The organism is Martinezella sp. CNPSo 3890 (genome assembly GCF_057784455.1).
In genome coordinates, this window is the sequence record NZ_JBXSOR010000011.1 from 28,939 (window position 1) to 47,335 (window position 18,397).

11 protein-coding genes are annotated in these 18,397 nt (G+C 55.3%); 4 read left to right on the plus strand and 7 right to left on the minus strand.

Annotated elements, in window-relative coordinates:
• Positions 1 to 106: 106 nt before the first annotated feature.
• Both AC13RC_RS22815 and AC13RC_RS22820 read right to left on the minus strand, forming a co-directional pair.
• Positions 107 to 1,219 (minus strand): FAD binding domain-containing protein, encoded by a 1,113-nt coding sequence (locus AC13RC_RS22815; protein WP_488558489.1) that lies wholly within the window; start codon positions 1,217 to 1,219, stop codon positions 107 to 109.
• Positions 1,220 to 1,230: 11 nt separating this feature from the next.
• Positions 1,231 to 2,436, minus strand: a complete 1,206-nt coding sequence (locus AC13RC_RS22820; RefSeq protein ID WP_488558490.1) for an MFS transporter — start codon at positions 2,434 to 2,436, stop codon at positions 1,231 to 1,233.
• 103 nt (positions 2,437 to 2,539) lie between these two features.
• Between AC13RC_RS22820 and AC13RC_RS22825 the strand changes: the two genes are divergently transcribed.
• The gene (locus AC13RC_RS22825; RefSeq protein ID WP_488558491.1) at positions 2,540 to 3,451 is read left to right on the plus strand and encodes a LysR family transcriptional regulator; all 912 of its coding nucleotides are present in this window, start codon (positions 2,540 to 2,542) and stop codon (positions 3,449 to 3,451) included.
• 344 nt (positions 3,452 to 3,795) lie between these two features.
• Here AC13RC_RS22825 and AC13RC_RS22830 read toward each other — a convergent pair whose 3' ends face one another.
• Genes AC13RC_RS22830 through AC13RC_RS22840 form a run of 3 tightly spaced genes read right to left on the minus strand, consistent with a single transcriptional unit; the run spans position 3,796 to position 7,819 of the window.
• Positions 3,796 to 6,051: a molybdopterin cofactor-binding domain-containing protein gene (locus AC13RC_RS22830; RefSeq protein WP_488558492.1), complete on the minus strand. Its 2,256-nt coding sequence runs from the start codon at positions 6,049 to 6,051 to the stop codon at positions 3,796 to 3,798.
• Complete coding sequence (locus AC13RC_RS22835) at positions 6,048 to 6,518, minus strand: (2Fe-2S)-binding protein (protein ID WP_488558493.1); 471 nt, start codon at positions 6,516 to 6,518, stop codon at positions 6,048 to 6,050. The genes AC13RC_RS22830 and AC13RC_RS22835 overlap by 4 nt, the downstream gene beginning before the upstream one ends.
• Positions 6,515 to 7,819: a c-type cytochrome gene (locus tag AC13RC_RS22840; RefSeq protein WP_488558494.1), complete on the minus strand. Its 1,305-nt coding sequence runs from the start codon at positions 7,817 to 7,819 to the stop codon at positions 6,515 to 6,517. The genes AC13RC_RS22835 and AC13RC_RS22840 overlap by 4 nt, the downstream gene beginning before the upstream one ends.
• Positions 7,820 to 8,490: 671 nt before the next feature.
• Here AC13RC_RS22840 and AC13RC_RS22845 point away from each other — a divergent pair.
• Together AC13RC_RS22845 and AC13RC_RS22850 are read left to right on the plus strand one after the other, a co-directional pair.
• Positions 8,491 to 9,114 carry a response regulator transcription factor gene (locus AC13RC_RS22845; RefSeq protein WP_488558495.1) on the plus strand — a complete coding sequence of 208 codons (624 nt, stop codon included), beginning with the start codon at positions 8,491 to 8,493 and terminating at the stop codon, positions 9,112 to 9,114.
• A gap of 139 nt (positions 9,115 to 9,253) precedes the next feature.
• Positions 9,254 to 9,631 (plus strand): response regulator transcription factor, encoded by a 378-nt coding sequence (locus AC13RC_RS22850; protein ID WP_488558496.1) that lies wholly within the window; start codon positions 9,254 to 9,256, stop codon positions 9,629 to 9,631.
• An 895-nt stretch (positions 9,632 to 10,526) separates the two neighbouring features.
• On the opposite strand, the gene AC13RC_RS22855 is transcribed toward AC13RC_RS22850, so the two are convergent.
• The gene (locus tag AC13RC_RS22855; protein WP_488558497.1) at positions 10,527 to 11,132 is read right to left on the minus strand and encodes a helix-turn-helix domain-containing protein; all 606 of its coding nucleotides are present in this window, start codon (positions 11,130 to 11,132) and stop codon (positions 10,527 to 10,529) included.
• 1,137 nt (positions 11,133 to 12,269) lie between these two features.
• On the opposite strand from AC13RC_RS22855, the gene AC13RC_RS22860 reads away from it, so the two are divergent.
• Positions 12,270 to 17,378 carry a trifunctional serine/threonine-protein kinase/ATP-binding protein/sensor histidine kinase gene (locus tag AC13RC_RS22860; protein WP_488558498.1) on the plus strand — a complete coding sequence of 1,703 codons (5,109 nt, stop codon included), beginning with the start codon at positions 12,270 to 12,272 and terminating at the stop codon, positions 17,376 to 17,378.
• A 26-nt stretch (positions 17,379 to 17,404) separates the two neighbouring features.
• Here AC13RC_RS22860 and AC13RC_RS22865 read toward each other — a convergent pair whose 3' ends face one another.
• Positions 17,405 to 18,313: a helix-turn-helix domain-containing protein gene (locus tag AC13RC_RS22865; protein WP_488558499.1), complete on the minus strand. Its 909-nt coding sequence runs from the start codon at positions 18,311 to 18,313 to the stop codon at positions 17,405 to 17,407.
• Between the last annotated feature and the right edge of the window lie 84 nt (positions 18,314 to 18,397).

An 18,397-nucleotide genomic window follows, 5' to 3' on the forward strand; every position in this document is an offset into this window, starting at 1 on the left:
GCACGCTGCGGCGGCCGTCTCGCGTCCGCCAGCGCTCTGCCTGTGCCTTCGCAGCCCATGTGATCTTGTAATAGCGCCCTCTCCCATCGCGGAGTTACATCAAGAGTTAAAGCGCCGACGCTCCAAGCTGACGGCCATAGGCCACGATGCTTTTCCCAATATCGATACGTTGTCTTTCGAATTGCCTGAGAGCCCGGCGGAGATCAGCGTGTTCCTGTAGCTCCCGACGCAGCGCCATCACATCAGCTGCCGCCTTGGCAACACCCATCGCCGTGTGCGGGCGAGCTACGAAAGCCGCGTCGCCCACCAGAGCTACTGCATCGCCCACCATCCGCTGGCACTCATAGTCGAATATCGCTTGTATCGAGGGTTCGGGCTCGACAGACACAGCGTCCGCAAAGGGCTTTGGAAGCAGACGATCGCCATCAGCTCGAAGGCGAACCAGCTGTTTTTCCGGCAACTCCCCCCGAGGTAGCGAGAATTGAAAAGTCCTTCCTGATGTCCCTGTAAATAATTGAGGAAGTTCATTCCCATCGACCAAACGGTACCAGACCCAATTGTAGCGCCGGCTACCTTCCGAGAGCTCTCCCTCTGTTCCGGGAACGAGATAGCCAAGTGCATGATTGCGTTCAACGACATAGAAGGAGAAATTTCCAACCAGTACCTTTGCAGTGTTCGGAAGGTCATCTTCCGCAATGAGACCCCGCCAGGCTACGTATCCCGCATACTCGCTTGCTGTATCTTCATTGATGGTTGATCGAACGATTGAGCCAACGCCATCTGCGCCGATGACAAGATCGGCGCTTTCAACCGAGCCGTCGTCAAACTCGAGAAGAGCGGCGCCGTCTTCCTCGCGGACCGATACAATCGGCCGACCCAGAACATAACATTGCGGATCGAGTCGTCCCACGAGAGTCTTATAGAGCAAATCCCACGAAATCTGCGTCTGTGGCATATGGGCCCGCCGCGCGATCGAACCGGTTCGATCGAACCAGATGCGGTCATGGGAGACCACACCGAATGTAGCGAGGTGTTCAACTCCGATCTCGCGAAGTATTTCAAACACCTCACTCTGAGGTACCAGACCTGCTCCCCGTCCCGCAAATCCGGAAGAGGAGCGTTCATAGATTTTCACTTCGTGCCCGTCGCGGGCGAGCAGTATTGCTGCGAACAGGCCTGCCAGGGACCCCCCTACGATGCGAATGCGTAACGGTTTCATCCTATCCACCCTCACTTTGCCGAGGGAGTGCTGGGACGGACGATGCGCAACCCACGTATGGAAAGTGCGACCAATCCCAGAGAGCCGCCCAGGACACTTACTCCAACCCAGCCTTCGTAGGTCCATGCTGCCGAGGCGAGAGCGGCGCCTGCCGCGCCGCCGAGGAACATTGCAGTCATGAAAATGGTATTGAGACGGCTACGTGCATCCGGGTTGAGCGCATAGACAATGTGCTGGTTGGAGACCAGCGCGCTTTGGATGCCAAAATCCAAGACAATAACACCGATCACAAGCGCCATAAGAGAGCTCCAGAAGCCGAACATAAGCCATGCGGCGATAGTCAGGAACGTCCCAAGCCACACGACGAAATGTGGGCCTTTGCGGTCGGCAACTTTGCCTGCCAGCGGAGCTGCGAAAACCCCGACTGCACCAACAATGCCAAACAGGCCAGCGATGTCAGCACCGAGGTTGAACTTTGGTGTAGCCAGATATAGCGCCAGCACAGTCCAGAACGCGGTAAACGAACCGAAGAGCGCAGCCTGCATCAGAGCGGCCGTGCGAAGAGCCCCCTCCCGCTTCCACAGGTGGGCGAGGGAACGCAGGGCCTTGCCATATGGCATTCTGGACGTGGGTGCGTGTGCTGGAAGGGTTAGATACATCAAACCCGATGCAGCCAGGGCCATCGGCACCCCGAGCCAAAACATCTCGCGCCAGCCAAAGTGCTGTCCGACAAAACCCGACAGGGTCCGGCTGAATAAAATGCCGGATAAGACGCCCGCCATTACTGTTCCGATAGTTGAGCCACGCTTTTCAGGAGCCGCCAGCGAAGCTGCAAACGGTACGATTTGTTGTGCCACGGTCGAACTGGCACCGACGAGCAAGGACGCCAAGACCAGCGTCCAGGCAGTCGGTGATAGGGCGGCCAGTACCAGTGACAACGACAGGATCAGAAACTGAGTGATTATCAACTTCCTGCGATGTACGATGTCACCCAGAGGCAAGAGAAAGAAGAGCCCAAGAGCATATCCCAGCTGCGTTGCGGTAGGTATGAACCCGGTAATTGAGTCATTCCCAAAGTCGGTCTCGATGATGCCGAGCATCGGCTGGTTATAATAAATGTTCGCAACCGCAATGCCACTTGCGGTGGCCATAGCAAAGAGCGCGGTTTTTCCCAGGCCCGCTTTCGTTCGGCGGGTATGTTGGGCATTGATATCCATGGCATTCACCTCAGTTAGGTTACGTCTGCAAGATATCTAGCTTTTTACGATGGATGCATTTAGTGGTCTTGGATGTTCTGCCTCCATAACGAAGCGCGATATAATGGATACGGAAGACGCCCTCGTTTTCACAATGGCCGTAAAATCGGGAAGCCTGGCCGAAGCCGGCAGACGATTGGGCTTGGGAGCAATGGCTGTCAGCCGGCGGCTTGCCTCTCTCGAGCAAGCGCTAGGGGTACGACTTCTGCATCGTACAACGCGGTCCATATCTTTGACTCCGGAAGGTGAAACGTTTCTTCCGTTTGCCACCGCGCTTGTCGAGAACGAGGCCGAAGCGAAAGCCCGGCTTCGTTCCAGCGTTCGCGGTGCGGCAGGACTGTTAAGGGTCTCGGCCCCGGTATCGTTCGGAACGAAGTTCGTTAGTCCCCTCGTGCCGCAACTGCTCCGCGATAACCCAGACCTTCGCATTTCGTTGGACTTGACGGACAGTTTACCTGATCTTGTTGCCACGGGTACTGATCTGGCCATACGAATTGCACGATTGCGGGACAGCAGTCTTATTGCTCAAAAGCTCGCCAACAATCCTAGAGTTCTTGTTGCCAGCCCGGATTATATTGCCGGGCACGGGCGGCCCCTATCGCTGGACGAATTGACCGATCACAGCTGCCTTCCCCTTCGAAGTGCCACGCATTGGACCTTCCTCGAAGCTGGAGCCGAGCGGCACGTCCGCCTCAATTTCCGCTTCACAAGTAATAACATTGAGGGTTGTCACTCTGCCTGCGTCTGTGGAGGCGGAATCGCTCTCCTTTCCCTCTGGAACGTGTCAGAAGATATCCAGGCCGGGAGGTTGGTTCGTCTGGATATCCCTCGCGCGGAGCCCGAGACTATCGGAATTTGGGCTATTTATCCGACCGCTCGGTTGGTACTTCCGAAAGTACGGAGCTTCATTGCCGCCTTGCGATTAAAACTTGCCGATATAGTAGACCTTGTCCCCGATCAGCACCGAACCGTCTAGCGGATATCGTCACTATCTTGCCCCTGACGACATCGATCGCGAGAAATGCTGCCGAAATCGAAGCGATACTGCGGTTTTGTTCCGCTTCCAATCTTCCCCATGAGGTAAATGGGTGGTCACATTGAATTGAGCCACCGCTCCCGTGAGGCTCGCCAAGTCAACCTTTGTGCCATGAGCGACGCTACTCCCGAGCAAATAGCTTGGGAAGCCGGAGGGCCAGGATCGGCAGGCAGTATCGCGCGGTGATTGCGAACAGGCTCTCATCCAGGAACCACGTGCTTGCCGCGTACCACAAGCGCAGAGCGCTGAAACCTCACTGCCGGTCACGTGTTGTTGGATCTCCGTTACAATGTCACAATCGCCGCTCGTACCTTCTCCGGCGTTAGGGGCATGTGGGTGAACCGGATCCCGGTCGCGTCTGCAAGCGCGTTTGCAAGGGCGGCGGAGGTGGGTCCCTGCCCGCACTCGGCCACGCCAAGAAAGGGTTGCCCCGGCTGCTCGATGACCGTGACGTCGATTTTCCTGGGCACCTCAACGAATCGGAGGATCGGATAGGCGCTCCAATCAAAACTGGTTCGGAGGGTTCCATCGTTGGTCGCCGCTTCATGTATACACCAGCTAAGCGATTGAATGATAGCGCCTTCAACCTGGTTTTGAACCCCATTTGGCGAAACGACCTCACCACAATCCGTGGCCGCGTGGATACGCTGGACTGCAATCAACCCAGTGTCGCGCTCGACGGTTATCTCCATGCAGAGCGCGCAATATGCCCCGAGGTTCTTATAGCGCGCGAAGGCCATCCCAAATCCCTGCAGCGGCTCAGCCTTTTTCCGCTTTCTCCAACCGAAGCCATCAGCGGCAGTCTGAATCACCTGTCTGGCTCGCTCGTCCTCCATATGGCTCAGCCGAATATCAAGCGGGTCAATTCCACCAGCCAAAGCCAGTTCGTCTAGAGTGCTCTCGATCGAGAATACATTCAGATGCGCGCCGAGCGACCGCAATGCGGACACCCGAATGGGCATGTCCTTGATGAAGTGATAGATGACATGCATATTCGGGAAGGCGTAGAGCGGGTTCGAATTTCGGCTTCCGTCACCTTCCGGCATCGGAATCGGCTTTCCTTCGGGTGGTTGGAATGAAGGCTGGACTTCATTTCCGATCAGGACTCCACCGGCCCCGACCGGCCTGTTATTGTGAGGATTGCTCCACACACCGTAGTTCCAGCGAACGATCCTGTTGTTGGTGTCGATAGCGGCGTCGACCTCGGTCACCATCCCGGGTCCGAGTGGTTCCCAGCCGAACTCCTGCTCGCGCATCCACTGGAGGCGAACCGGCCTTCCTGGTACGGCCATGGCAAGCATGGCGGCTTCGGCGGCTACATCGTCGGCACCGTTTTGTCCATAACACCCAGCACCCTCCGCATGGATTGCGCGGATCTTTTCGATTGGCCGTCCGAGCAATTCGGCCGCCACCCTCCGCACGTCGAATGTGCCCTGGCTGTGGGTCCATATCGTCAGCATATCATCCTTCAGCCATGCGACGGCGCATGAAGGCCCTATCGAGCCGTGGCTGATCCAATGCCGTGAGTATTTCTGCTTCACGGACTTTGCCGCGACCGATGCGGCTTCGTCGGTGTCGAGAATGACGATATCCCTCCAGGGAAGGGATTTCAGCGTCTCCTCGACGCTGCCGTGCGGGAAGGGAGTATGGGCGAGTTCGTAAGGCGCTGATTGAAGACTGCGCATCAGCTTGATGGCATCCCATTCCCTCTCCGCAAGCACAGCGGTAAAATCACCGTTTCTGACGAATTTGAACAAGCCGGGCATGCTTTCGATTTCTTCTGCTGGAGGCAGTTTCAACCTAGTCCCCTCGCTCGGTCCCCGCACAACGCGCGCATGCAACATTCCTGGAAGGCGCATGTCATGTATAAAGGCGGCCCCACCCGTGGTCTTCGCCGGGATGTCGACACGCGGTAGATTGTATCCCATGGTACGAAACTGTGACTTGACGCGCAGCGGCGCGTTGGGAATGGCTTCTACATGCAGCAGAAGGGACCCGGCAATCTGGCCGTAGCCGATGGCTTTTCCATTCGGCGATATTATCGTGCCCATGCCGGTCGTGCTGAGGCTCGCGGCATCCGTTCCAAGCACCTTTGCCGCCTGCTGCAGCAACAGCATGCGGACATTCGCTGCGGCATTCCTTATCGCCGTTCCCCCATCTTGCATGGAGTGGCTGCCGGCCGTGAGCCCCTCATCGGGGGTGCGGAGCGTGTCGACGGTCACCAAAGTCACTCTATGTGGCGGAAGATCGAGTTCCTCCGCAGCGACTTGAAGCAAAGCTGTTTTGATGCCTTGGCCGAGCTCGGCCTTTCCTGAAAAGACCGTCGCGTTACCCTCCTCGTCAAGTTGTATCCACGCGTCGAGATACGGCGACGATTTGAGGCTTCCAGGGAGGTCAGGCGCGATGATGGCCGGACCTGGTCCTCCCTCCCCCCCGCCGGCCAGTTGAGCCAGAGCCGGCCGTGTCAATGAAAAGGCAACTGCGATGCCGCTGGCCGCCAGGAAGGAGCGGCGTGTAAGGGTCGCGCTCATGCCTGTCATCCTTCCTTGCTCATGTCTTTGCTTGCGCGCCTGACGGCGCGCAGGATGCGGGAATGTGTTCCACATCGACAGAGATTGGGCTGCAGATGGTCGCGGATTTCGTCATCCGTGGGGGTTGGATTTTCCTCGAGCAAGGCTTGCGCACGCATGATCATGCCGGCGATGCAATAACCGCATTGCGCTGCCTGCTCGTCCTGAAAAGCCTTTTGAATGATGCCCGGATTATCGATGGTCCCCAACCCTTCAAGAGTTCGAACCTGCCGCTTGCCAATAGCTCCCACCGGTGTCAGGCATGAAAAGATCGCCCTGTTTTCAATGTGAACCGTGCATGCGCCACATTGACCAAGTCCGCATCCATATTTGGCGCCATTGAGTTCAAGTTCATCACGCAAGACATAAAGAAGCGGCGTATCCGGATCGGAGCCGACGTCACATTTCTTGCCGTTCACGACTATGGAAATCGTCATTTCTGGTTCTCCTTACGGATATCGCGAACGGCTCGTTCGAGCCCCGGCCAGGGTTGTTTCGAAGTGAAGCGCGACCGCGCGTAGCCGAGTAGATCCGCAATCTGCCCGTCGGTAAGATTGTCAGCGAAGGAAGGCATGTATGGTGCGTTGCTGGCCACCGGCGCTCCGATACCTTGCAACACTGCCTGGATTGCGTTGCGGGGATCCTCCGAGTTCAGATCGGAGGTCGCCGACAGAAGCGGACGTCCCCGAAAGGCCATTGGGCTATCAGGCTCATGGCAGCCGGCACACGCTCCTTGAAACAGCGTGGCTGCTTCACCGTTCGCGAGAGCCGTGGCGGCGGTTGGCCGAGCCTTGTCACCAGTTGTCGGATCTGGCGGCGCCGTGCCATCGGGGTGCATCACGGAGTCGATATAGACTGCGATCGCCCGGACATCCGAACTGTTCAGGCGCGAAAGCCCCTCCGCTACGGGCCCCATCGGACCGGCCGCCGTGCTGTGCGCGCTGTTCGTTCCGGTGGTGAGATAACCGATGAGCGTATCAACATTCCAACGGCTCGCCGAGGGATTGCTGGGATCCAGGGGAGGCGCATTCCACCCCTCGGCAACTCCCCCTTGGAATTCCCTTCCCCATTCCTCGCCGCCTAACAGATTTCGCGGCGTGTGACAGGCTCCACAATGGGCGAGCCCATCCACAAGGTACTTTCCGCGGTTCCATTCGGCTGTCCTGAATGCCTCCTCCGGCTGGACAGATCCGTGCAGGAAAAGCAGTTTCCAACCCGCCAGCAATTGGCGAATGCCTAGTCCAGGCAGCAGCTCATTTGACGGAGCGACCTGGGAGACGGCTTCTCGGCTCATCAGGAATCCGTAGATCGCATAGAGATCCTCATCCCTTACTTTGATGAAGTGTTCATACGGCAAAGCAGGATAAAGATGACTGCCATCCCGGCTCACGCCTTCCTTCACGGCGCGTTTGAAGGCTTCGAATGACCAATTGCCGATACCCGTCGACTCATCCGGCGTGATGTTATCCGAGTATAGCACGCCAAACGGCGTGCTTAATGGACGGGATCCGGCGAAAGCGCGACCGTTATCTGCGGTGTGACAAACGATACAATCTCCCGCGGTGGCAAGTTGTTCCCCTTTCTGAATCAGTTCCGGCGCGAACGACTTTCCCTTCGCGCGGGGAATCTTGGGGATTTCCGGCCTGTACACAACCCAGGCAGCAATAGCGAGGCCGATAGCGCCGATTACACAAAGCGCTCCAACGCCGACCCAAAAGTTCCGTCCCGAAAGCGTCATTCTCACACCCTTCACGTGCTTTCGCCCATGTATGTGATGCAACGTCATGCCACTGGATTCTTGTGCCGGACGACTGTCATTTGAATGAAATTATCGCAATGGCTCGACGAAGAATCTTCTTGGGCGGTCGGTCCGTACCGGCTGTAATGCAAACCCTGCTTGACGAGATCATACGCGAAGACCTGAAAATCGCCGGTGGCAGGCTCACCGCGTTGAAGACGATTGAGTATGACCTCAACGCGGGTGATGCTCTGTCGGGCATGTGCAGATCCAGCAAGTCATTTTCACGCAGTCGTCGACGCTCTCGACCTCATGCGCTGTTCCTGTGTGCCGATGCTGTAGGTTCGCCTGAAAAGAGAGACAGGATTATTTCGTGTGTATTGCTGATACAGCTACCGCATAGCGCGGCCTATTCGCGAATCAACTTTTAATTATTCTTTCCCGACGAAAGAACAAGAGCTGGAAAACGCGGTCGCGATCTTCTGTAGCGGATGTTCACCCAAGAAGTCCGGATGTGACGCCTCGCTCATCCGGAGAAATTGAGTTTGCCGGTTGGGTCAACGTGAAATGCGAGAGGAAACAGCCAGTCCCCAGCTATACCCTGGTATAGTTGAACGGTGACCGAAGTGCCCTTAAAAGATTGTCCCGCACAACCGGGGACGGAACCGCGTATGTCAGAAAAACCATATGTCGTGATCGTAGACGATGAACAGCTTGTCCGAGACGGTATCAGCAGCCTGTTGCGATCCGTCGGTTACGACGTAAAGACATTCGAAAATGCCCAGGGACTGCATGACGACGAGGTTTTGTCGACTGCGAGCTGCCTGATCCTGGATGTCCGGCTTCCTTTTACTAGTGGATTGGAATTTCAGCGCAAACTGGTGGACAACGAAATGAGTGTCCCTGTCATCTTCGTCACCGGACATGGTGACATTCCAATGACGGTTTCCGCGATGAAGGCGGGAGCAGTCGACTTCCTTCCAAAGCCATTCAGAGAGCAGGATCTACTGGACGCGGTCGCGTCTGCTGTCGAGCGCAGCAGACAGCAGACAGTTTCAGGTTTTCGCGAACAGGACATTCGCAGCAGATATCAAGCGCTTTCTCCCAGGGAGCGTGAAATCATGGCCATGGCCACGGCAGGGCTTCTTAACAAGCAGATAGCGGGAAAATTGGGTCTTAGTGAAATCACCGTTAAGATCCATCGAGGCAAGGTCAATCGCAAGATGAGGGCTAAAACATTCGCGGACCTGGTTCGGATGGCCGAAGTCCTGAGCCTTCAAGCGAAGGCTGATTAAGTCGTCCGACCGCGTGTCCATTTGCCGCGATGCAATACCGCGCTCTAGGATATACTAGCGTATAATTCTCTTCCGGCCGGAAAAACGGTAGGAGAGACGGTCACTAACCCGATATAGTCGGAGATCGGCTCCCAAAAAAGTGTCAATTCACCCCGAAATATCGATTGTTGATGACGAAGCAACAGTGCGCCAAGCGGTCGGTAGCCTACTTCGCTCTTTTGGTTTCAACGCGAAAGCGTATGCTTCGGCTGAAGAGTTCTTGTCTGTAGCTGACGCATCGGCATCAGCTTGCATTCTTGCCGATGTGAGAATGGGTGGAATGAGCGGGATAGACTTATTCAATCTACTTCGAAGCCAGAATATTAGTACACCTATAATTTTCCTTACGGCGTCGTCTTATGATGTTGTGCGAGCCCAAATTGGACCCGACGTTCCGATGCTTCAGAAGCCTTTCGAAGGCGAGACACTGGTAGCGATGATAAACGAGGCTGCACCCGGCGTGGGAGACCAGATTTGACGATTTGGCGACGCCCCCGCCTACTCTCGGCAATTCAGTCCACGCTGACAACCAAAACAGCTTGAAAGCCCACTTGACTATCAGCAACAGTTGACGATCTCCCGCGATGTACCAAGGATCTTATCCACAGGGGAGCGACATTTTTTAGTTCGGTCGCGGCTCTGGCGCGATTGTCTGTTACTGCTCAGTGTGCCTTTCTGGATTGCTGATCTTGTTCATTTTAACCGCTGAATGTGCTGAGAATCGCAGCTCACTCGTCGAACGATATCCACCTAACCTCGCGCGACAGCAGGAACGGCCTTCCCGAACGCGGCAGGCCCACGGAAAATTGTGCGGAGGCTCTCCAACCGGCTACTCACCGCTGCAAGAAGGAGCCCTGACATGAGATACCCTTTCGTCCCATCCAAACGTCGGCGATTCCAGCGAGTCGTTTCGTGGCCAGTTGGCGCCGCATGTGCGCATCAGGACAATAAGAATCTGGAAGATTCGCATGTGAGCGATGCCGCCCTTAGGCATGGGCGCAGGGCGTGATATCGCACTCAGTCGGATGCGAAGGGGCGAACAGGGATGCTTTTGATGAATCGACCTTTAGCGGGCCGGTTGCCGAAATACGAAGAGCCAAAGTTGAAATATAGTACACCACCCATTCTGGATCGCCCCTCAGGCAATGCCAGACGTGCAGACACCATTCCTGGCAAGTGGAGGAGTGACCATCATGAGCAAGCGCGGATGCGCGTTGGTTTGGCAAAGCGAGTTTGGCTATTAAACGGAAGGTTGCGCAGTCCGACTAGGTTCAGGAGCCTGCACGAGCAACAGAAGGCGCAAATCCTTCGAAGTGACTAGCTCCCGCGCTGCGGTGCAGTCTTTTGGCCAACTTCCTTCGAGTGTACCGAAGCTAGGCTGCCGCCACGAACGGCATATAATCCGACCTTCGGCTGCGAGCCACCTCGCGTTTGCAGGTTTTGAAGCGACGCCACGCGCTGGGCGTCATTCCGGTTACCCGCTTGAATACCCGGGAGAGATGGGCCTGATCCGCCAGTCCGCAATTGAGAGCAATTTCGCACAACGGAAGATTGGTGTTGAGGATCTGGCCTTGAGCTGTCTCAATTCGACATTTCATTACGTAAGCATGGGGAGGTAACCCAAAGGTCGCCTTGAAGGCGACAGAGAAATAGCTTGCGCTCAACTTCGCGACCGAAGCCAGATCCGCGAGCGAGATGCCTTGGTCGATATGCTCTGAAATGTAGGTTTGCAATTTGGAGACCTGCCAGCCCGCAAGGCCGCCACTGATTGGGCACTGACCATCGATGGATGACCGTTCACCAGACTGGAATAGCGTTGAGGCTCGTTTCACCAGGTCAATCGCGGAGTCCTCGTCGTCCTCCACGCAACCAAGGGCCTTCAGCAAAAGTAACGAGATTTCGGAGGATTTCTCCGCAGTCAAATGGGACATGCTGAGACCGGCAATCGGACCTTCAATAGCTATCATGTTGGACTGCATAACCTGTCTCCTGCTGCAACATTCTTACGATGATGCGATTGTGCTCGAAGACGCTCCTAAACGGAATCGTACTGGTATCTAGCTTGAGCAAAACCCCTGTTTGTAGGTGATATACCGGAGTATATTTGCAGGTGGCCGAAAGGCGTTGACGCGCTCTTTGGGGCCGAAGGCCGCAACCAGGCTTTTGTGGCATGACGGTTCAATGGCTCCTTTGCAGGCAGTACAGTGAAAATCTGGCAGGACAGCGAAAATTGCCTGGTTGGCGAAGCGACATATTGCCCGCTGGCATCGGAAATACCTGGAGCATCGCAGTAAGATCCCGACCTCGCCCGGGTGAACCGGAAGAGGGTTGATACGCCCGCTCACTGGACGAGGCAGGACGCTACTGGGATCTCGAAATGCACAGGCCTGCTCCCCTCCAGACATCGGTTCGCCACGGCCATCCTTGCAATGCACCTTACGCGACGGATCTGTCAGTTCCTGACACCGGGCGGCTAAATTCGCGGCGCTAATCTCAGCGAGCAGCAAATCATTGCGTTCGTCGCACCCGTGACCCCGGCAAGTTGGCGAGCGTCGAATCAGGGAAAAGTTCACGCGATTTTTTCCTGTCGTTGTCATCGACAGTATGTATCGGCAGTGCATCAGCCACTTGCGCGGCGACGATTCGCAATCATCATCCATGCGATTCTTCTTTTGAAGATTTTTGTTCGCATGGCCCGACAGACCTGCTTTGAAGTTGCTAAGACGAACTCGTTTCGCTTGCCTCCTATAGAGTAGTATTCGGGGCAAAGATCCATCTATCGATTAAAGAATAGGCTGGATGATCAAGAGGTAATCAGGCCGCGTATTGTTTACTCAGGCTGCCCGAATGAGCGGAATGTTCAATACATTCTCCATAAAAATCACTAGATTGTTGTTTGCATGCGTGGATGCTCGTTGCGCCGAGCTTTCTCGCAATGGAAGGCGTCAGGCCGTCCGATCATTCCTCGAACTTCGGGGATCCCTTCTTCAAACACTCATGCTTGAAGAAGGGACGACTAGAAGAAACCCGATTGGCTACGTGAAACAAGTGAACGACCAGACAGCGCCTCACTTCCCTCTCTCACCGCAATCGGCAGATTTGCACGGAGACAATTGATGCCGCCGCTGGATTTTGCGTGGTTGAACGCATGTGACCGCTTGATATTGTGGCAATCTGATTTTCTCACGCTGGTTTCGCTTCATGACAGGCAAAGCGGCAAGACATGGGATGCCTTGGTAAGTCCGGCTGGTTCTGCCCAAGCGGACCGCATTCTCGAGAATGAATTCGCTGTTGTCGGTAATAAGCGTGCGTCATGGATGGATACACCAGACCACCTTATCCGTACGCCGGATGAAACCGTTCTGGTATACGAGCGCAGCTCATCTGCTGGATTAGTGCGCACGAGCGCTGAGATGCCTCTTGCGACATTTCTTGAAATCGCCATTTCGGCCACCGATGCTCTGGCAGCGGCACACGGCGACGGCTTCACGCACATTCCGCTTACCCCGCTAAACCTGGCAGTCGATGGCAGTGGAAAGGTTGCGCTTAGAGATTTAGGGACGCGCGTCCAAGAGCGCAATCGTTCTTCAGACGCGATGACGCGGAAACTCTCGACAGCTGATGATGTGCGGTATCGGGCACCGGAGCAGCTTCGTTCACTTGACCCTTCCAGTGATCACAGAAGTGATCTCTATTCACTCGGCGCCCTGCTTTACACGCTGTTCGCAGGGCATTTTCCTTTTAAAGACGGGACTTCAGCCGAGTTGAGGCACGCCCATCTTGCCGTGGAGCCCTACGACATCACCGTATTGCGCCCAGATACTCCGCTGGTCATTAAAGGGATCCTGAACCGCCTTTTGAGGAAGGATCCGTCTCAACGATACCAAGCTGCCGCATCTTTGTATGTCGACCTCGTCAGGTGCCGTGACGAACTTGTGTCTCGGGGAGAAATTTCCTCCTTTGAGCTTGGCCTCACGGATGCGGTCAACGGTCCGGAGTACACCAATGCGCTCTTCGGCCGGAGTCGGGAGGAGGCGGATCTCCTTGAGGTACTCGCGCGTTTCGAAACTACGCGCGAAGGGGCCGTGGTATTCATTTCAGGCACCGCGGGAATCGGAAAGAGCGCTCTTGTCAACTCCACGAAAAGGCGCGCTGGCGCGTCAATTCTGTTCGCTTACGGAAAAAGTGATCAGCAACAGAGGGACATACCTTACTCTCCTCTCGTCCAGATACTTCGCTCAGTCGTCGAACAAGCGATGCAACGATCTCCGGAGGCATTGTCGCAACTGCGCGATGCGCTGTTAAACCGGTTGGATACTCATGTCAGATTGATTGTGGATCTTGTTCCAACGATCGAACTGATCGTTGGGGCGCAACCGCAGATGGCAGATGTTCCTGCACATTTGGCGCAAATCAGGGTTCAAAAAGCACTGGTTCAGGCACTGGCCGTATTTGCATCAAGGTTGGCCCCGCTTTCGCTTTTTGTGGATGATCTCCAATGGGCTGACGAGCCAACGATCGCGGTCCTCAAAATGCTCACCGCCGAGAAGCTGGAGAACATATTACTTCTTGGGGCTTATCGGGAAGAAGAGAGCTTCTCCCTCAATAGTCCGGGGGGCCTCATAACCCATGTTCGAAACTCCAACATATCCTTCCACGAGATTATTGTCGGACCAATTTCAAGAGGCGCGGCGGAACAACTGATCGCCAGCGGGCTTCATGCGCACGCACCTGAAATCAAGACCCTCACGGATCTGCTGTACGCTAAAACCCTGGGTAATCCATTTTTTCTTCGTCAGTTGCTCCAGGCGCTCATAGAAGAGCGGGTCATCGATTTCTCGATTCCAAACAAGGCATTGTCCTGGAATGCAGAGGATGTGAAGCGCTACCCGGCCGCGGACAACGTCGTGGATTTTATGATCAGACGCTTAAGCCAGGTAAGCCCTGAGTGCCGTGAGGTGCTCCAGATCATGGCGTGCACAGGTCCACGCACGCCGGAGCTGCTCCTTTCGGCAATTGTCACAACGGATGTCGGCACCCTGCGGCAGCGGTCGCGACACTTGGTCGATTCGGGTCTCATTGACAGAGTCAACGGATTTTATTGCTTTTCACATGATCGGGTCCAGGAGGCAGCCTACGCACTCCTTTCTCACGAAGAACGTGCCACGACACATTCTCTCATCGCAGAGCACATGATCAAGCTGTCCGAAATCTTCACCAGCGAGGCAGCCTTTGCTGCAGCAAGCCAGATCGAACGTTGTGATCCTCGGAAATTATCTGACGGCCAGCGCCGGAGTTTCGTTGAGACTCTCTTGATAGCTTTGGTCCATGCAAGGCGTTCGGCGGCGATCGGTCAAGCCTCTCGCTATGGAGAAACGGCCTACTGGCTCACGGATGAAAGCTGGTGGTCCAGCGCGTACCCATTAGTTTACCGGTCGCGTTTGCTGTGGTGCGAGAGTCTGCTTGCTGCAGCCGACTTGAAGAGAGCGGCGACCCAGCTCGATGAACTTGTCGAAAGGGCGGATTCGGCATTGGATCGCTCATCAGTATATAGACTGCGTGCTAATCTACTAACCCTTCAATCGGATTATGAAGGTGCGATTGACGCCGCTCTTACCGGGTTGGAACTCCTTGGTATCAATCTCAAACGAGGAGCTTCACGCGAAGAACTAGACAAGGCATACCAAGACATTAAGCGTTCGCTGGGCGACCGGCAAATATCTTCACTGCAGAATCTTCCTCTGATGGCAGATCCCCGCATCAAATGCGCGATGGGAATACTGGCGACGCTCATTTCCTCTATTTTTACGCGTGATGGACTGCGATTTCTGCACGTGGCGAAGATGGTGGAACTCACGCTACAATACGGTACGACTTCGGAATCCGCCTACGGTTTAAGCTGGTTCGGTGTGATGATTGCGTCGCTATACGACGATTATCGCGATGGATTTTCCTATGGCCAGGTCGCGCTATCTCTGGTCGAGCAGCACGGATATGAGGAGCAACATACTGCTACGCTAGTTGCCGTGGATCAGATAAGCCCTTGGACTCAGCCTATGAGCTACTCTTTGCAGCGCATCCGCGATGCGATCAGAATAGGACATACTGCCGGCGATGTCGGAATGACCTGTTACGCTCGCAATCATCTTGTTTCCGACCTCATCATTGTCGGTCATCACCTTGATGAGATCGCTAAGGAGGCAGTCGAGGCAATCGCGCTGACACGGCAGCTAAATTATAAGGACATCGAACATCTGGTTACAGGCCAGTTAAACCTTATTCGAACGTTGTCAGGATGGAACGACGGCTCCCTGCAAGGCATCGATTGGAATTTTGGCAATGCCAAGATCGTAGCGACATCAACTGTCTTTTGGATACGGCTCTACCAGGGGGTTTCACACTATTACGACGGCGCTTACGAACGCGCGCTTGCATCGCTTGAGGAAGCGGCAGACCTGATACCTCTGTTGGCCGCACACATCGACACTGCTTACTGCAGCCTTTTTCTCGCGCTGTCGTTGGCACGGATTGAAACCTCATATTCTCCAGGTTCGGAAATCGACCGGCGGATTCAACATCTGCGCGGCCGGTTTGAAATCTGGACAGCACTTAATCCTGAGACATTCGGAAACAAGCTTCTTCTTATCGATGCCGAGCTGGCGAGATTGAATGGCGATCACTCGTTGGCGACGTCTTTATATGAGCGATCTGTTTCGGCGGCTGAGTCGGCGGGCTTCATTCATGAGCAAGCGCTCGCTTTTGAACTAGCTGGCAATCACAGTCGTCAGCAGGGAAGAATTGTAAGTGCCAAGCTCTACATTCGGGCAGCTCTTGAGGCTTACGAACGATGGGGCGCCAACCGGAAAGCCGGCCTCCTCCGCGAGAACTTTGCGGAGATATTAGACAGTCGCGAGGGCCGCGGTAAACCTGACCAGATTCCACTCGACCAAGAAGCCGTCGTGGCAGCGTCGCAGGCCCTCTCCGAGGAAGTCGTCTTGGACCGCTTGGTCGAGACCCTAATGAAGAGCATGCTTATTCACGCGGGCGCGAATCAGGGTCTACTCGTGTCTCTGGATGATGGTGAGCTTAGTGTGGAGGCCACTGCTTGGATCGAAGGAGAGGCGGTGGTTGTAAATACAAGGGGTCTTCCGCTCAAAGGAGCAGTTCCTTACTCGATTATCGACGCCGTAATGAGCACGCGCCAGCCGCTCGTCCTGACTGACGCGCGATTTGATGGCCAGGAATTCCTTGGTCCGTATTTTGATAGTCGACCTACTCGCTCCGTGCTTTGCGTTCCTTTGTTGAAGCGTGGAAGTCTCGTTGGCTTCATTTACCTTCAGAACGATCTCGTGGCCGGCGTATTCACAGAAGGCAAGATTGCCCTTCTAAAACTTCTGGCAACTCAGGCAGCGATTTCACTGGAAAATGCACGCCTTTACGCCAATCTCGTCGAGCAGAGTGAGCTCCGCTTGAAAAGTGAAACCCAACTTAGTGACGCACGCGCAGAACTGGAAAGGAAAGCAAAGCTCACGGCATTGGGTAGCATGGCAGCGTCGATCACCCATGAGATCGGCCAACCGCTGGCGGCCATATCTGCGTCCGCATCCGCATCTCTCCGCTGGCTCAAGCGTTCCGAACCAGATATCGGCGAAGCTATAATCGGTATAGAAGGCATCAAGGCCGGCATGGAACGCGTCGCCGAGATCATTCGCTCGCTTCGAGCCCTTTCAAAGCAGAGTCCGCAGGTCGCGGAACCCACGAATGTAGATTCGCTGATCGAGCAAGTTATCATGATCGCGAGATCGGAGATCGAAACAAGCCATACCCGGGTCCTCACGAAACTCGGCCTGGAAGGTGAGGTTGTTCCAGCCGACGCGACGCAGATTAAGCAGGTCATCCTCAACCTGCTGACCAATGCAATCGAAGCCATGAGAACAACGCCCGTTGGCGACCGACAGGTTCTGATCTCTACAGAGAAAGTTGATCATGGCATAAAAGTCTCAGTGCGGGATTTTGGACATGGCATCCCGGATGCACTGGCCGACAAGATTTTCGATCCAATGTTTACGACCAAGGAAACCGGCATGGGAATGGGGCTGGTTATATGTCGGTCTATCATCGAGGCCCACGGCGGCAACCTTATGGTGGAGGCCGCGGCACCAGGAACAATTTTCAGCTTTTCGATTAGTTTGGCACGAGACATTGCACAGCAGAAATCCGCATAGGTGCGAAAGCACGTTGCTGCCTGACCCTAGGCCTTTCGCCGCCATCGCCCCGGAGAAACTCCGATGTTGCTTGAAAATACACGAGTGAAGTGACTCTGGTCCGCGAAACCGCATGAGGCCGCGATCTCGGATATCGCCATGTCTGAGTTCCGCAAGAGCTCACGCGCTCGGCTCACCCGTTCGTTCAGAAGCCATTGATACGGCGTCATTCCCGTGGTTTCCCGAAAGGCACGAGTGAAGTGGCTGCGCGACAGATTGCAAGCCTTGGCGATTTCCAGGACCGATATATCGCCATTCAAGTTGTCGAGAAGCAGGTCTTTTGCAAGGGACTCGTGAGCCCTGGACAGCTTTCTAGCGCGGCTCACGCTGAACGATTTGCCACCATATCGTTGGATGATGTGGGTACCCATTGCGGTAGCCAGCTGATCGACGAACAGCTTACTCGACTCTTCTGGTCGCTCAAGCGCCGGGGTGATCGCTTGCGCCATGTGCCACAGTACCGGATCAGCCGCAGCGTTCTGAACTTGGAGCGAACTAACAGTCGGAAAATCGCTTTCGAGTGCGATGCGATCTAGCGAAGCAGGCGAGATTTCCAGCAGTACAAAGTCAAAGGGCTTCCCAAGGTCAGCCTTGTAGGCTTCGGAGAGACGTCGTACATAGATCGAGCTCTCAGAAAAGACGTATGTCGCCGAGTGATGTTCGTAAAAGACGCGCCGGGTATGCCCCACGAGCATTGACACCCCTACCACGAAACCGCGGTCGCTGGCCGGCGTGGAAATTTGTTCCAAACAGGCGTCGCGTGTTCCCTTACGAAAGATTTCGATATCCGCACCGCGGAGAGTCTGATTCTTGTAAAGCTTGTCAAATGGACATCCGAAGGCGTCGGTTGGTGGTGGCGCAATAAGAGTCGTTTGGGGATCTGATCTAGAGAACAAGGCGCCGCTTTCTCCCTGTCAATTGCTGAAGGCATTACCGCCACCTAGCGGCAACCATCCAGGCTTGAGCTCAGCTCCTCCCCA

Excerpts from the sequence above, each read along its gene's own strand:
- AC13RC_RS22840 (WP_488558494.1), bottom strand. The coding sequence starts at position 7,819 with ATGACGCTTTCGGGACGGAACTTTTGGGTCGGCGTTGGAGCGCTTTGT.
- AC13RC_RS22820 (WP_488558490.1), bottom strand. The coding sequence starts at position 2,436 with ATGGATATCAATGCCCAACATACCCGCCGAACGAAAGCGGGCCTGGGA.
- AC13RC_RS22835 (WP_488558493.1), bottom strand. The coding sequence starts at position 6,518 with ATGACGATTTCCATAGTCGTGAACGGCAAGAAATGTGACGTCGGCTCC.
- AC13RC_RS22815 (WP_488558489.1), bottom strand. The coding sequence starts at position 1,219 with ATGAAACCGTTACGCATTCGCATCGTAGGGGGGTCCCTGGCAGGCCTG.
- AC13RC_RS22855 (WP_488558497.1), bottom strand. The coding sequence starts at position 11,132 with ATGCAGTCCAACATGATAGCTATTGAAGGTCCGATTGCCGGTCTCAGC.
- AC13RC_RS22845 (WP_488558495.1), top strand. The coding sequence starts at position 8,491 with ATGTCAGAAAAACCATATGTCGTGATCGTAGACGATGAACAGCTTGTC.
- AC13RC_RS22825 (WP_488558491.1), top strand. The coding sequence starts at position 2,540 with ATGGATACGGAAGACGCCCTCGTTTTCACAATGGCCGTAAAATCGGGA.
- AC13RC_RS22860 (WP_488558498.1), top strand. The coding sequence starts at position 12,270 with ATGCCGCCGCTGGATTTTGCGTGGTTGAACGCATGTGACCGCTTGATA.
- AC13RC_RS22830 (WP_488558492.1), bottom strand. The coding sequence starts at position 6,051 with ATGACAGGCATGAGCGCGACCCTTACACGCCGCTCCTTCCTGGCGGCC.